Here is a 15,514-nt window from a genome sequence, read left to right on the forward strand (position 1 = left end):
TTAAGCTGAAGGCTCACCATGTTATTATAGATAAATGAAAAGAGTATAGATAAATTAAATATCTAAAGGAATTTACTAATTGTTGCCGAATTTAGTTAGTGAAGGTTGTATTTTTTGGTTGGAGGTGTATACAATGGGGCAAGATAAGGAATTATTTATGCGAGAAAAAATTATATCGCATTTAAAATCTAGTAAAAAGACTACGGTTAAACTTAATGAACTTCAGGGGTTGTTTAGCGGTGATGTGTCCTACAATGAGTTTACTCATGTTATTCAGTCTTTAGAGCAGAAAGGTTTGTTAAAGCCGGTTAAATCTCACAACACCAACAACAAGAAAATACCCCTTTACAATACATATAGAATTAACAAATTAGCTTTTAAAGACCAGCTTGTAGATGATATTCAAAAATTTAAGCTTTCCAGTCATCCTCTAATTGATTTAAGTTATTACTTTTCTAGCTCTGAAAGTCAGTGGCAAAAGGATCTGCCTTTTATTAAGCTGGTGGATAACTATTTAAGATATAGCGGTGTCCCACACAAGGAGGCATCTGCTGCAGAGCGTTCTTACCAAATAACAGGGGATGAAAAGTGGATTGATTTTAAAGGGGGCAAAAGCTTACTTAACCGGATAGCAGTTTACGATAAATTAAGAATTGCCTACAACGCCGATCCTTTAATGGTTGCTGTAAATCCCAAAAACTTCACCTCACCATATATTCATTTGATTGTTGAAAACAAAGCCACTTTTTATGATTTTCAGCACTTTATGGAAGAAAGCTTTTTAACTTCGCTAATATATGGAAGTGGTTGGAAGATAATAGGTAATATTAACCTTTTACAAAAACAACTATCCCTGCCAGATAAGGGCCATAGGTTTTATTATTTTGGCGATTTAGATTGGGAAGGGCTATCTATATGGAGTGGGGTTTTTGAAAAGCAGAAGGTGCTACCTGCAGCCGGCTTTTACCAGATGCTTTTGACAAAACCAGCTACCAGCGGCAAGAAAAATCAAAAAAGGAACAAAGAGGCTTTAGAAAAATTTACAAAACACTTTAACGAAAATGAAGCTGAAAAGATAAAAAAACTACTAGCAGGCGGCTACTATTACCCTCAAGAGGGGTTAGGTAGGGATGAAATAGCTAAGGTTATGGAGGAAATGCAATGGATTTAGACATAAAAACCATCACCGAAAATTATAGAGAGCGGGTGCAGAGGATTGCTCTTTTTGACTGCCTTTATAAGCTGCAAAGCAAAAAAAGAAAGGATAACTCTCAAAAGGAGATAGACTTTTTTGGTCTAGGGATTTTAACTTTGCTGTTCTTTTTTGAAAACATGCTTATTCGCAATAATAAAACAGGAAGTGATGAGCTTGCTGATTTCTTTTATAAGGTAAATGATGGTGAGATAGATTTAGATAAAGAAGGCTTTGAGAAAATAGCCCGAGAGATTATTGAAATTTTTCGTCCGCCCCGGGGAACAAGAAATAGTAGAAGCTTTTATAATTGGCAGGACAGACAGCAGCAAACGGTGGAATACTCTATTTTGCAGGCGGGCAGATCTGATATAAAGACTAACAAACAATATTATAAATTGGACGATGATGGCTTAGAGCTTATATTTGCTACAAAAGAGTACTTTAGCGAATTTCAGCTGTCTATAAGTCAATTGCTTTTAAGAAAGCAGCTGGAAAAGGGAGAGTTTGTCAGCGCTTTAAGGCAAATTGACGAAATGCGGATAGCGGTGGAAAGTCTGGAGGAGCGTATTGTTAAAATTAAGCAGGAAGTGCAGCGGAACATCCTAGATGAAAAGACCTATAAAAGATACAAAGAGCTTGTTGAGGATATCAACAATAGATTAACTCGGGAAAGTGATGAATTTGAGGAGTTAAAGGGTTTTGTAAAAGAGGCAAGAGATACCTTATTTTATGAAATAAAAAATGAAAAGGATGAAAGGGCCTATAAGTTTATGGTTAAAATTCAGCAGGAGTTAGAGCAAGTTCACTCCTTTCATACGGTACTTTTGCAAAAAAGTGTGGAGCTTAAAACAACCACTTTGCAGTCAGCCCAGGAATCACTGTACTATGTAGGGGTTGACTCATTTAACTTTAAACAGGAATTAGTTTCTCGGATGTTTTCCTCGCCCTTGCCGCTAGAAAGCAGCAAAACCTTGGCCAAACCTTTTTTATATCTTCAGCATAACAAAACGTGGTCCCCTTTGTCTGTTTTTGCGCCCCAGCGGATTACAAATCGAGAGCAGGAAAATAAAAGCTCGGAGTTTATGAACATGAAAGCTGAGGATGAGCGGCAAAAAGAGTTAAAAGCGCAGCAGCAAAACCTCAGATTTATAGGTGAGATAGTGCTAAAGGCTATGGACGGAGAAAATGAAATAACCTTAGCTAAAGTGGTGGATTACATGGATAAAAACAATTATGAAAATATCTTAAGCCAGCCCCTTTTTGCCCACTTTTTTATAATGTTGCACCAAAAGTCGCCGTTAGCTTTAGATAACAATTCATATGAAAAAGAAAAGATGCTTAAAGAGGTAATAGCACTACTTAAAACTCGCTACCAACGCTTAAGTGTACGGGAAATTCCTAAAAAACTAATAATTGTCAGGGATAGATTTAAAATGCAGGATATGGCCATAAGATTGGAGGAGAGAAATTTTGGGTTATGATAACAATCAGGTGACTAAAGCTTTTAAAATATATTCTAAGCTTGCTGCAGGTTCTGTGGCAGATGAAGAGGATTTAAAACAGTACTTGGCAGATGATAACGTCCGGGGGCTGGTGGACCAATTCGTCGATCAGGTTGATTGTGTTTTAGTTGTGGCGGGGGATTTGATTTACATGATTCCCAAGGCAAGTTCTTCGATGTTTCATATAAGCAATGAAACCATAAAAAAGGACTATCTGCCTACGAGCGCTAAAAATTCAGATATTTATTTGATGTATGTAGCAACTATTGTTCTTTTTGGAGAGTTTTATGACGGTTATCAATCTATGAACCCCACCAGAGATTTTATCACTATGGAAGAGTGGCTAAGTCAGTTAAACCAAAGAATTTTTTCCATAAAGGAACATGGTACAGAAAAGCTAAAGGAGCTAGAAAAGAAGTATCAGTATAATTGGATAGATATTATAGAAAAATGGGAAGCGTTAGATGATTTAAAGGAGCATGTAAAAAAGCAGCAGGCTAATGTCGCCAGTAGGCTAAGCTCTTTATACATAACTAAAAGGTTTTTAGAAAAGCAAGAACTAATTAACGACTTAGGAAATGATGAAATAGAGCTTACTCAAAAGGCCAAGATAATTGTGCAAAGGTACTACATGGAATATGATTTTAACAGAGGGATTTTAGATTTTATATATGGTCTTGAGGAAGAAAGGGAGGATGAAGATGCCATCGATATCCAAGATTCGCTTAACTAACGTAGTATATGAAAACGGCGGCAAGCGGTTTAATGATGATATATTTTTATTTGATGGATATAACGGCGCTATCTTACTAGAAAATGGCGGGGGGAAAACTGTGCTAGTGCAAACGGTACTCCAAGCGATTCTGCCACACCATGATTTAGAGGAACGGAAGATAAAGGATACGCTGCTGCTGGAAGGGAACCCCTGCCACATAGCTATCGAATGGATTTTAAATGATTCCCCTCGAACCTATTTGCTAACCGCCGTGACTCTATATTTGCACAATAACAAGCTAGATTCTTATCGCTATACTTATGAGTATGACTACGAGGACAAACATAACATCGAAACCATTCCTTTTGTGCAAGACACCATCGACGGCGGGAAAAGACCTGCTGATAAGGGTGAAATTAGCGATTATCATCAGCAGATGCAAAAGCGAAGCATGAATGCAAAAACCTTTAAAACCATAAAAGAGTATCATGACTATTTAGAGCAAAACTATAAAATTATTCCCCAAGAGTGGCGTAGTATAGCTCGGATTAACAGCGCTGAAGGTGGAGTGGAAGGTTACTTTGAAAATTGTAAAACAACAACCCAGCTTGTAGATCGGCTGCTGATTCCTGTGGTGGAAGATGCTATTTCCACTGGAGGAAGCAAAAGCTTTGTAAAAACCTTTGAGGAGCAGCGAGAAAGGTTTAAAGAACATAGACGGCTAAAGGATAAGATAGAGGAAAGCAAAAAGATACAGTTGAAAATTGAGGATTATGTTCAGGTGTATAAAGGATATGATGATGTTGTAGCTAGCTTAAACGCTGAAAAACAGCATACAAAAGCGTTATTTCAGTACTTAGAAAAGGAAAAAGAGGATATAGGCAAAGACATTGAAGCTGCAATCAAAGAGGCAGAAGAGTTAGAGGAGCTATATAAAGAAGTACAAAGAAAGGAAAAGTCTTATGATTTAGCAAAGTTTGAGCAGGGATTAGACCATGCTCAACAAAAACTTGAGCAGCAGCAAAAAGAGTTTAGTAAAGTAAACGATGAATATCAAAAAGTAGAAAATGAAATTGAAAACTTGGAGATAGCTGACTTAAAAGGCAAAATAAAGTTGCAACAGGAAGTTATAAAAGACACAAGTCAGCAGCTTAAACAGCTAGAGGCAAAAGTAGATATTAAGGAAATCCGAACAAGTCTTGAGGAAAATGGCAAGAAGTTAAAGGGATATTACGTAAATGTAGAAAAGCGCTTAGACCAAGATATAGTAGAGATAAACAGACAGCAAAAGCTTATGGAGAATCGACATAAAAATGAAGAAGAAGTGTGGGAGAATCTAAACGAGCAAAACCAGCAGTTGCTAAAAGAAATAAATGAAAAAAGAGGACAGCTGAGTACAACAAAAAAGGATATTCAGGAAAAAAGAAGCAATCTTCACAACCTCTCACCTAAAGAGGATATTAACAGCAAGTTATATCAGTGGAACAACAAAGTAGGTGAGTTAGAGGAGAAAAATGTAAAGCACAGCAATAATATAAAAAATCTCCAACATGAGAAAAGTCAGCTTGACTTGGATCTGTCCAAGCAGAGAAAAGAAAAAGAAAACTTAAATACCCAAATTGCTACTTTGCAACAAAAACTTGATGATATAGCAAAAGAACAAAAAGCGCTTATGGATCAAATTGTGCAGTATAATGATGGGTGGCACAATATTGACTCTATTTATACCAAAGAAAGCTCTATTTGTAACTTCTTTGAAGATAAGGTAGAGCGGCTTTTAAATGAGAAGGAAGACGCTTTGCTAAAAGAGCGGGTGGTTGGCAGGTCAAAAGACGATTACGGACATAGCAAACACTTTACTCCACAGCCTAAGCTGGAGCAATGGGTGGATAGCTGGAAAAGAGAGTTTGATTATATCGAAACAGGAGTAACCTACATACAACGAGCTGCCAAAGCCTCTGGACAGCAGGAAAGCCAGTTGCTAGAAGACTACCCATATTGGCCTGTTTCCATTGTGGTAGAAGACAAAGAGATGGATATTTTGCAGGAAAAGTTAAAGATAATCGCTGATAAGATAACTTATCCTGTTATAGTGCTAGGTCAAAAAGAGGCATTTAGCCTAATCAAAGGGGAAAAAAGTAACAACGAATTGATTTTTTTGCCTAAGCTGTGGCAGGAAAACGTTAACCAACAAAAATTTGAAAATTGGAAGCATCAAATAGAAAATGAGTTGCAGTTAACAACAAATAAAAGGAAAGAAAAGGAGCAGCAGATAAGCAATTGCAGCGCAATTTTAATGAATTTGCGCAAATTTTTTGATAGCTACTCCTATGACTATTACAAGGAGTTACAAACGAAATTAGTACAGTTTAAGGAATCTATTGCAAAAACAAAGGAGCAGATTGAAAATAGCGAAAGTCGCCTACAACAGATAGACCTAGAAGTAAAAAACTTAACAGATATTATTAGCAGCAACAAAGATGAAATAAATGTGCTAAATAATTGGGTTAAATTAGCGATGGAAATAATCGCTAAGGAAAAAGAAATAAAGGCTATAAAGTCTGCGGTGGAGCAAAAGGAGTTGGCTCAAAAAGAAATTGTAGCTAAGCTAGCGGTGACGAAAAAAAGCATAAAACAGCTGGAAGAAAATATCTGGGATAAAAAGGAGAAGGGCAAAGACCTTCACCGTCGCAAGTTGGAGCTAACCAAAGATAGGTATTATGATGAAGTGCAGCCGCTTTACCCTATCTTAGGAGACTTCAGCAAAGAGGCCTTAGTTAAACAACGGGAAAGTTTGTACGACCAGCTCCATGATAGACAAGGGGAGATAAAACATTATCAGGACAAGATAAATGAAGCGACGAAAATGTTAAAGGGGCATCAAAACGGTTTAAAAAGAAAAAGAGACAAATGCCGTTACCCTATTGATGAAGAGGTGGTTTTTGAGGTATACGGTGAAGAACACTTAGATGCTCTTTATCAAAAAGAAAAAGAGCTTAACCCTATTTTAGAATTTGAGAATAAGAAGCTTACAATTCTCCAAAAAGAATACGAAAAGCTACAAAGTCAGTATGATGTTTATGAAAGGCAATTCTATGAGCTGTATAGCAAGAAGGTAACCTTTACAATGCCACTTTCTGAGGTTAAAGAAAGTATTGATAGAGAAAAGACAGAATTGCATACAAGTAAACAAGATAATAAAGAGGAGATAGACAAGTTAAAAGCTCAAAATCGGCAGTTAGAAAAGCTGATTAGAGATATGGAAATAGAAAATGGCAAATTTCAGTTTTTGGGCAAAACAGTTTCCACTGTAGAGCTAGAGGAGGGTACATTAAGAAACCTGCCTTATAAACGGGAAGAGATAATCAATACCTGCTTAGAAAAACTAAGGGATCTGCAACAAACCTTAACTGCAGCCCAAGAACAGCTAACTAGGAAAAAGCAAAGCTTTCTAAGATTTTGTGCAGAAGAGATTAACGATCCAAAGCGAAGAAAATTGACAGAAGCTGGGGTCTCGCAAAAGGATAGTTTTCCGCTGGTTTTGGATTGGCAAACAAAAATGGAAAAGAGTATTTCAAACAGCATTCGAATATGGGAGGACGACATAAGAGAGCATGACAAAGACTTAAAACAGTTTATTGAATATTTAGCAACCTACTTGCAAACCTTGACAGAGGAGCTTAAAGTTATTCCTAAAAAGACTAGAATTAAAATTGGTGATAAGTGGAAGGAAGTCTTTCAGTTTGTAATACCTCAGTGGACTATTCAAGAAGGAAAAGAAGCGGTTAGAAAACATATAAACTGGATGATTGATCAGCTTGATAGCGATAGGTATAAAGAAGATGATGGAAGTGACAACCACACACTGATTCGCAAAGACATTGAAAAGTGGTTAGATGCCAAGCAGCTGTTATCGGTTATCTTAAAGGATGAAAAAATAAAGGTGAACTGTCGAAAAGTAACCAACGACAATGCTATAAGCTCTAGACTTTCCAGCTGGCAAAGCTCCAACCAATGGTCGGGAGGGGAAAAATGGAGCAAGAACATGACGCTGTTTTTAGGGGTATTAAACTATTTAGCTGAAAAGCGGCAGGGGCTAATCACTAAAAACAAAGCCAATCGCACTGTGATAGTGGATAACCCATTTGGCAAAGCTTCCAGCGACCACGTGTTAGACCCGGTATTTTTTATCGCGGAGAAACTAGGTTTTCAAGTCATAGCGTTAACCGCCCACAGCGAAGGCAGCTTTATTAGAAACTATTTTCCGATAGTATATAGCCTGAGGCTAAGAGAGGCAGAAAGTAATGACAAATTGATTATAGACAAAGAAAAGGAAATACATCACGCCTTTTTCCAAGATAAAGACCCAGACGCTTTAAATAGATTGGAGGAAAAGAAGCAGATTAGCTTGTTTGACCAGTTAATTGACTAGGTCTAGGTTGTTAATAAATGATTTTTCCATAAAAAACAATAATAAAGGATCAACTCTTGCTAACTAAGGAGTTGTTCCTTTATTATTGTTTTAAAATAGTAACAGAATAAATAAAGCATAAAAGGCTTATAAAGATATGGGAAATATTACAAAGGTAGCTAAGATTGAAAACGAAATTAGTGTATGAAAGGATTATAATAGTTGCTATAATAGAAGGAGAAATTATAGCAATTATAATACTAGTTATGAGGAGGACAAGATGGTTACAGGAGACTTAAGAACTAAAGTAGATAAGATATGGGAAATATTTTGGTCAGGGGGGATTACAAACCCTCTGACTGTAATTGAACAATTTACTTACTTATTATTTATGAAAGGTTTAGACGATAAGCAAACAGACTTAGAGCAAAACGCTGAAATTTTAGGCATAGAGCCGGAAAAAATTTTTAATGAAGATCAACAGGGGTTAAGATGGAAAAACTTTAAACAGCTGCCTGCCGACGCTATGTATGAGGTGGTAGTTAAACAGGTATTTCCATTTATTAAGAATATGGATAGTAATAAAAAATCTGCCTTTGCTCAATACATGAATGATGCAATTTTTATGATTCCTACTTCGCAAATGTTAGAAAAAATTGTCACAAACATCGATTCTTTACCTTTAGATGATAGAGATGCTAACGGAGATTTATACGAGTATTTGCTTTCTAAGGTGGCCACAGCAGGTACAAACGGACAATTTAGAACTCCGAGACATATAATTAAAATGATGGTGGAGCTAATGCAGCCTACACCAACAGATATTATTATCGACCCCGCAGCTGGTTCAGCTGGTTTTTTGGTAGCAGCTGGCGAGTATTTACAAGAAAATAATGAAGATCTTTTTTCCGTAAAAGAGCTAAAAGAGCATTATAATAGAACTATGTTCTACGGCAATGACATGGATAGGACGATGTTGAGAATAGGCGCCATGAACATGATGCTACACGGGGTTGAAAAACCAAACATTGAATATAGGGACTCGTTAGCTGAGGTTAATAAAGATAAAGAACAATACACCTTAGTGCTTGCTAATCCGCCATTTAAAGGGTCGTTAGACTATGAAGGTGTATCTAACGAGCTTCTTAAAATAACAAAAACCAAAAAAACAGAACTACTGTTTTTGTCTCTTTTTATTCGAATTTTGAAAAAGGGTGGGCGTTGTGCGTCTATTGTGCCTGATGGTGTTCTCTTTGGAAGTTCAACAGCCCATAAATCCATAAGAAAAGAAATTGTGGAAAACCAACATTTACATGGGGTTATATCTATGCCTAGCGGTGTATTTAAGCCTTATGCTGGAGTGTCTACTGCCATATTACTATTTACTAAGACAGGGGCAGGTGGCACCGATAAAGTTTGGTTTTATGATATGAAAGCAGACGGGTTTTCTCTTGATGATAAAAGACAGCCTATAGAGGAAAGTGATATAAAAGATATCATAGAAAGATTTCACCATAGAGAAGATGAAAAAGACAGAAAAAGAACGGAGCAATCATTTTTAGTTGATAAAGCCGAGATTGCTAAAAATGATTATGACTTGTCTATTAATAGTTATAAAGAAATTGAATACGAAAAAATAGAATATGAAACGCCAAAAGTAATTATAGATAAAATAAGAAAACTAGAGCAGCAGATTCTTGATAGTTTGAGTGATATCGAGAGGATGGTGTGAAAATGGAGTTTAGAAGATTAGGTGATTATGTAAAAATAACTACTGGGAAGCTAAATGCAAACGCTAGCGATGAAGATGGCATATATCCCTTTTTTACATGTTCCGCTGGCACATTAAAAATCAACTCCTATTCTTATGACTGCGAGTGTGTATTAGTTGCAGGAAATGGAGACTTAAATGTTAAGTACTATAACGGGAAATTTGATGCATACCAAAGGACGTATATTATTCAGTCTAAGAATGATGAAATATTAAATGTTAGATTTCTATACTACTTTATGAGCAAATATGTTGATAAGTTAAGAAGTTCATCAATAGGAGGAGTAATAAAGTACATTAAATTGAAGAACTTAACAGAAGCAGAATTTCCTCTGCCCTCCTTGCAAGTGCAACAGAAAATAGTGGAAGTGCTAGATAAAGCTCAAACTGTTATAGATACAAGAAAAGAACAAATAAGCCTCTTAGATGATTTAGTCCAATCTTTTTATCATGACATGTTTAATGACCCGGTTAGTAATCCCATGGGGTGGGATAAAGAAGTTTTAAAAAATCTATGTACAAAAATTGGTTCAGGTGCTACTCCGCGAGGTGGGAAGTCTAGCTATAAAAAAGAAGGTATAAGCTTAATCAGAAGCATGAACGTCCATAACGGTTATTTTAAGTATAATGATTTAGCATTTATCGATGAAAACCAAGCTGAAAAACTAAAAAATGTTATTATTGAGCCGGGAGATGTACTAATAAATATTACAGGGGCCTCAGTAGCTAGATCATGTACTGTACCTATTGAAGTTTTACCAGCTAGAGTTAATCAACATGTAGCCTTGCTTAGACCTGTGTTGAAAAAAATAGACAGTTGCTTTTTAAACTATTCATTAATAAATAGTAGCTACCAGCAGCATTTGTTGAAATTAGCAACCTCTGGTGGGGCTACCAGAGAAGCTATCAATAAAAAGCAATTAGAAGAATTACAGATTCCGGTTCCACCTCTACAACTGCAACATAAATTCGCAGAAATTATTAAAAAAATTGACCTGCAAAGAGAAATGATGAGGAAATCTTTGTTGCATATGGAAAACAATTATAACAGTTTAATAAGCGGAGCCTTTTCAGGTGAACTTCTATCTAATTAATAGCTAAAAAATAGGGGGAGGATGTATGTGCTTTAATTTTGAGTTTCTTAAAAAAGAAGAAAAGTATAGCTCTTTTAGTCAAGCTTGTATAGAGGCGGAAAAAAGTTTGGTAGTTTCTTATGCAACAACAGCTATACTATCAAGGCGGGCGCTAGAACTTTCGGTGAAATGGTTGTATAGTTTTGATGAGGAGTTAACTGTACCCTATGATGATAAGCTTAGTGCCTTAATACATGATTTTAAATTTAAAAGCATCATAGACAGCCAGCTGTTTCCCATGCTTAAATTTATTCAAAAATTGGGTAACAAAGCGGTCCACTCGTCAACACCTATAACTAGGGAGCAGGCAGTGCTATCTCTTCGCAATCTTTTTGAGTTTATATCCTGGATAGATTATTGTTATTCTGATGAGTTTAACGAAGTCTCCTTTGACGAAAGCATTTTAGGAGATAACCAAAATCAGAAAAAGAGCAGAAAAGAGCTTGAGGATTTATATCAACGTCTAGGTGAAAAGGATAAAAAACTTGAAGAGATTATAAAAGAAAACCAACAACTTAGAAAACAAAACGCCGAAAAGCGGGAGAAAAATAGAAGAAATAGAGATTTCAATGTTGATGAAATCTCAGAGTTTAAAACACGCAAGATGTATATTGATTTAGAGCTTGAATTAAACAACTGGGTTTTTGGGAATGACTGTTTAGAGGAAGTTGAAGTTTCCGGCATGCCAAATAGCACGGGAAAAGGCTATATAGATTATGTCCTATATAGTGATGATGGAAAACCCCTAGCTTTGGTGGAAGCTAAAAAAACCAGCGTAGATCCTAAAATTGGACAAGTACAGGCAGAAAACTACGCCAACTGCTTAGAGAAGCAATACGGTGTTAGACCGATTATCTTTTACACCAACGGCTTTGAGTACTACTTATGGGATGATAAAGCCTATCCAGAGCGAATGGTTTCAGGTCTTTATACAAAAGAAGAGCTAGAGTGGATGATTTTTAAGAGGCAGCATAAGCAGTCTTTAAAAAATCCTGAAATTAAAGACGAAATTACCAATAGACCTTATCAAAAAATGGCTATAAATGCTGTCTGTGATGCCGTTGATAGAGGTAATCGAAAGGCGCTGCTGGTAATGGCTACTGGTTCAGGAAAAACTCGTACCGCTATATCTATAGTTGAAATTTTAATCCGTAAAGGATGGGTAAAAAACGCCTTATTTTTAGCAGACAGAACAGCCCTTGTAAAGCAAGCCAAGAAAAACTTTGGTTACTTACTACCGGAACTATCTTTGTGTAACTTATTAGACGGAAAAGATAATCCAGGAAGTAGGATGGTATTTTCTACTTATCCAACCATGATGAATGCCATAGACGATGTCAAAAGTAACAGCGGTGAAAAGCTTTATACAAGAGGCCATTTTGACCTCATTATCATAGATGAAAGCCACCGGAGTATATATAAAAAATATCAGGCTATTTTCAACTATTTTGACGGAATTCTTTTAGGACTTACCGCAACACCTAGGGATGATATAGATAAAAACACATATGAAATATTTGAGCTAGAAAACAATGTGCCCACCTACGCCTACGAACTTGATGAAGCTATAGATGATGAATATTTAGTTCCTTATCATACTATAGAGACCAAAATGAAGTTTATGGAAAAAGGTGTTCATTACGATGATTTATCAGAGAAAGAAAAGGAAGAATTTGAAGAAACCTTTGAAGATGGAGTCCGGGAGATAAGTGGAGAAGAGTTAAACTCCTTTTTATTTAACAGCGATACCCGTTGATAGAGTGCTTCAAGAGTTGATGGAAAAAGGTTTAAAGGTAGAAGGTGGAGATAAATTAGGAAAAACTATTATCTTTGCTAAAAACAAAAAGCATGCCGATTTTATTATAAAGCGGTTTAACATTCTATACCCTGAGTATAACGGCAATTTTACTAAACCTGTATATAACGGTATCAAGTATGTGGACAGTACAATGGACAACTTTGGCACAAAAGATAAGATGCCACAAATAGCAGTATCTGTTGATATGCTAGATACTGGTGTAGATATCCCTGAAATCTTAAAAAGCGGGGAACAGCTAGTTTTCAAACTAATATTCAGCAGCTAAAAAGCCACTGTGATTGATGCAAAATAAAAACCTAACTTGGAAAATAAGCATTGATTTCACGATAGGTTTTTCTTTTAGTTACCCCCTTTGTAAAACTTTAAATAGTTTGAGCTCAAAAAGTGACAAGGTATTTTTTAGATACCTGTCGAATATTGCTAGGGAAATAATTATATGTTTTTGTTTTAAAATTTATTTTGGGAGAAGGGTCATAATGCAAACATATCTTGTTATCTATTTATTTTTGATGAATGTCGTTGGCTTACTAGCTATGAAAATTGATAAAAATAGGGCTATCAAGGGAAAGTGGCGTACAAAAGAAAAAACTTTTTTAGTAATTGCTCTAGCTGGGGGAAGTTTTGGCATTTATATAGGGTTACATGCATTTAGACATAAAACAAAACATATCACATTTAAGTATGGTATACCTTTAATAATTTTGGTGCAGTTTTTTTTATTTGTTTACTTTTAAAGCTTTAACTTGGTTTGGAAAAAATAGATCTTTTTGATAGTATGATAAATAAAAGCATTGCAAAAACACATGGAAAGTCATTTTGCAATCGTCTAAGAAAGATAATCCATAAGGAGGGCTAAGTTTGAATTCATTATTTGAAAGAAGAAGCATTCGAAAGTTCAAAAACAAGCCGGTAGAAAACACCTTAATCAAACAAGTTTTAAAGGCGGGGATGTGTGCACCTTCTGCATGTAACAGTAAACCATGGCACTTTATAGTAATTGATGACAGGCAGATATTAGATCAAATTCCTAAATTTCATAATTACGCACAAATGGTTAAAGAAAGTCCTGTGGCCATTTTGGTTTGCGCACAACCCTCTAATGAAAAAATTAAAGGTTTTTGGCCACAAGATTGTGCCGCAGCCACACAAAACATTTTAGTTGAAGCTGTAGAGAAAGGTTTAGGAACTGTTTGGGTAGGGGTACACCCTAATGAGCAGTTTGAGAAAGATTTTAGGGAGCTTTTAGACATACCAAAAGATATTGTCCCTTTTGCCTTAATTCCTATGGGGTATCCTGACGAGCATAAAGGTATAAACGATAGATATTTAGAGGAACGAGTACATCAGAATAAATGGCAATAAAATAGCTGGCCTTCTGGCCAGCTATTTTTAATGAACTTATTTGCTCCCTTTATCTAAATATGAACACGCAGATAATGCTGCTATATTCCCTTCGCCTGCAGCTTTAATGTATTGATAGGGTTGGCCTACAATATCCCCAGCAGCAAAACAACCATCGAGATTAGTTTTCATATTTTTATCAACTTCAACATGGTTATTTTTTACGCTTAAGCCTGGGACAAGATGAGCTGGTGATATACTATCACGTAGTATAAAAACTCCATCTATATCAAGAGTGGTGTTTTTTAACACTAACTTATCGGCTTTTTTAGTGCCTGTTATTTTTAGCGGGATATCTTTGATTACTTCTATGTCTTTATTTACGGCTATTTCTTCCTTATACATGGGGATGTAATAAACTTTAGAGGCTACAGTGGAAAGAAAATTTGCCTCTGACTCATCCTTTTTATTTTGGGCAATAACCGCCACAACCTTTCCTTTATACAGTGCAGCGTCACAAGTTGCGCAGTAACCCACTCCTTTGCCTAACCACTCCTCTTCGCCTTTAAAGGGCTTGCCAAAGTTAACACCTGAAGCTAGGATAATAGATGATGCTTCATATACCTTATCATTGGCCATTAAAGCATAGTAATCCCCCATAGCGTAGATGTTGTTAATTTTCTCGTTAAAAATACTAATATTCATTTTTTTTAAGTGACTAGAGAAACTATTTTTTAACTCTATCCCACTGACATTTGGGAACCCCAAGTAATTATCTATTTGCTTAGCTTTAATTAACTTATTACTTAAATCATCGGAACCGAAAATAATAAAATTTTTTCCTCTTATTTTAGCATTTAATGCAGCAGATAATCCGGCAGGGCCGCTCCCCACTATAGCAATGTCATACCTAACTGACATAATGACCACACCCCTTTATCCTAAATATTTTTTAATTTAAATTTTCCTTTTCCAAATATACCTTTAGAAAAATCTAGTGTTTTGTTTTGAAAATAAATGCTTTGCTTTTTACTTAATAAAAAAGTAATGTCATGTTTAACTACTTTTTCATCATTTTCTTTTTGAGACTCTTCCAGAGTCACCTGTAATTGGGGGCCACCTCATCCTGGTGCCATAGATAACCTTATATAAACATCCCCAGGGTTTATTTTTTGGCTGTTAAGTTCCTTTATTAAATAGTCAGCAGCTGCCGTTGTAACATTAATCATTTTTCGAACCTCCTATTTTATTAAATTAATACCCTACAGGGGTATATGGATAGTATATATTATTATTTAAATAATTACAACCACTATAATATAAGAGAAGTTTTTTAAAAATATATTATCATTCAAAATTAAGAAATGTAAGCTGTCACTTTGAATAATTTGTGTAAAAGGTGCCACTTTATGTATGGGATTTATTATACTCTTGTTTAGGAATAGAAATTTTTCCTCAAGTGTTTGACATCCTTTTAAATAAGTGTTAACATAGTTTAAACTAAAATAGCTTATCAAGAATAGGGGAGAGAGTTAGCTCGTTGAACCTATGCCAACCTATTTTATAATAAGGTGGTTCTGCTAACATCGATAAGAACGGATTACTTTGTTATAAAAATCCTTCCTAC

Annotated in this window: 12 protein-coding genes and 1 riboswitch; of the genes, 10 read left to right on the forward strand and 2 right to left on the reverse strand. The window is 35.7% G+C overall.

Going from position 1 to position 15,514, the window contains the following annotated elements; genetic code table 11:
* The first annotated feature begins 133 nt into the window (after positions 1-133).
* The 10 genes from PRVXT_RS02010 to PRVXT_RS02055 all read left to right on the forward strand — a co-directional run bounded on the left by PRVXT_RS02010 (position 134) and on the right by PRVXT_RS02055 (position 13,908).
* Complete coding sequence (locus PRVXT_RS02010; protein ID WP_350344032.1) at positions 134-1,171, forward strand: Wadjet anti-phage system protein JetD domain-containing protein; 1,038 nt, start codon at positions 134-136, stop codon at positions 1,169-1,171.
* The gene (locus PRVXT_RS02015; RefSeq protein WP_350344033.1) at positions 1,162-2,676 is read left to right on the forward strand and encodes a replicative DNA helicase; all 1,515 of its coding nucleotides are present in this window, start codon (positions 1,162-1,164) and stop codon (positions 2,674-2,676) included. The genes PRVXT_RS02010 and PRVXT_RS02015 overlap by 10 nt, the downstream gene beginning before the upstream one ends.
* Complete coding sequence (locus tag PRVXT_RS02020) at positions 2,666-3,430, forward strand: DUF6063 family protein (protein WP_350344034.1); 765 nt, start codon at positions 2,666-2,668, stop codon at positions 3,428-3,430. Before PRVXT_RS02015 ends, PRVXT_RS02020 begins: the two co-directional genes overlap by 11 nt.
* Positions 3,399-7,844, forward strand: a complete 4,446-nt coding sequence (locus PRVXT_RS02025) for a hypothetical protein (protein WP_350344035.1) — start codon at positions 3,399-3,401, stop codon at positions 7,842-7,844. Before PRVXT_RS02020 ends, PRVXT_RS02025 begins: the two co-directional genes overlap by 32 nt.
* A 259-nt stretch (positions 7,845-8,103) precedes the next feature.
* Positions 8,104-9,555: a type I restriction-modification system subunit M gene (locus PRVXT_RS02030; RefSeq protein WP_350344036.1), complete on the forward strand. Its 1,452-nt coding sequence runs from the start codon at positions 8,104-8,106 to the stop codon at positions 9,553-9,555.
* A gap of 2 nt (positions 9,556-9,557) precedes the next feature.
* Positions 9,558-10,688: a restriction endonuclease subunit S gene (locus PRVXT_RS02035; protein ID WP_350344037.1), complete on the forward strand. Its 1,131-nt coding sequence runs from the start codon at positions 9,558-9,560 to the stop codon at positions 10,686-10,688.
* A 25-nt stretch (positions 10,689-10,713) separates the two neighbouring features.
* The gene (locus PRVXT_RS02040) at positions 10,714-12,483 is read left to right on the forward strand and encodes a DEAD/DEAH box helicase family protein (RefSeq protein WP_350344038.1); all 1,770 of its coding nucleotides are present in this window, start codon (positions 10,714-10,716) and stop codon (positions 12,481-12,483) included.
* Between the two features lie 19 nt (positions 12,484-12,502).
* Positions 12,503-12,811, forward strand: a complete 309-nt coding sequence (locus PRVXT_RS02045; protein ID WP_350344039.1) for a hypothetical protein — start codon at positions 12,503-12,505, stop codon at positions 12,809-12,811.
* Between the two features lie 211 nt (positions 12,812-13,022).
* Complete coding sequence (locus PRVXT_RS02050; RefSeq protein WP_350344040.1) at positions 13,023-13,280, forward strand: DUF1294 domain-containing protein; 258 nt, start codon at positions 13,023-13,025, stop codon at positions 13,278-13,280.
* Between the two features lie 124 nt (positions 13,281-13,404).
* A complete protein-coding gene (locus tag PRVXT_RS02055) occupies positions 13,405-13,908 on the forward strand; it encodes a nitroreductase family protein (RefSeq protein WP_350344041.1) in 504 nt (167 codons plus the stop codon).
* Between the two features lie 36 nt (positions 13,909-13,944).
* Here the strand turns inward: PRVXT_RS02055 and PRVXT_RS02060 are convergent, their stop codons facing one another.
* Together PRVXT_RS02060 and PRVXT_RS02065 are read right to left on the reverse strand one after the other, a co-directional pair.
* On the reverse strand, positions 13,945-14,808 hold the full coding sequence (locus PRVXT_RS02060) for an NAD(P)/FAD-dependent oxidoreductase (protein ID WP_350344042.1): 864 nt from the start codon (positions 14,806-14,808) through the stop codon (positions 13,945-13,947).
* 20 nt (positions 14,809-14,828) lie between these two features.
* Positions 14,829-14,990 carry a hypothetical protein gene (locus tag PRVXT_RS02065; RefSeq protein ID WP_350344043.1) on the reverse strand — a complete coding sequence of 54 codons (162 nt, stop codon included), beginning with the start codon at positions 14,988-14,990 and terminating at the stop codon, positions 14,829-14,831.
* Positions 14,991-15,394: 404 nt separating this feature from the next.
* A riboswitch (SAM riboswitch) is annotated at positions 15,395-15,483 on the forward strand.
* The last annotated feature ends 31 nt before the right edge of the window (positions 15,484-15,514 follow it).

The organism is Proteinivorax tanatarense, from assembly GCF_040267685.1.
In the GTDB taxonomy this organism is placed as follows: Bacteria; Bacillota; Proteinivoracia; order Proteinivoracales; family Proteinivoracaceae; genus Proteinivorax; species Proteinivorax tanatarense.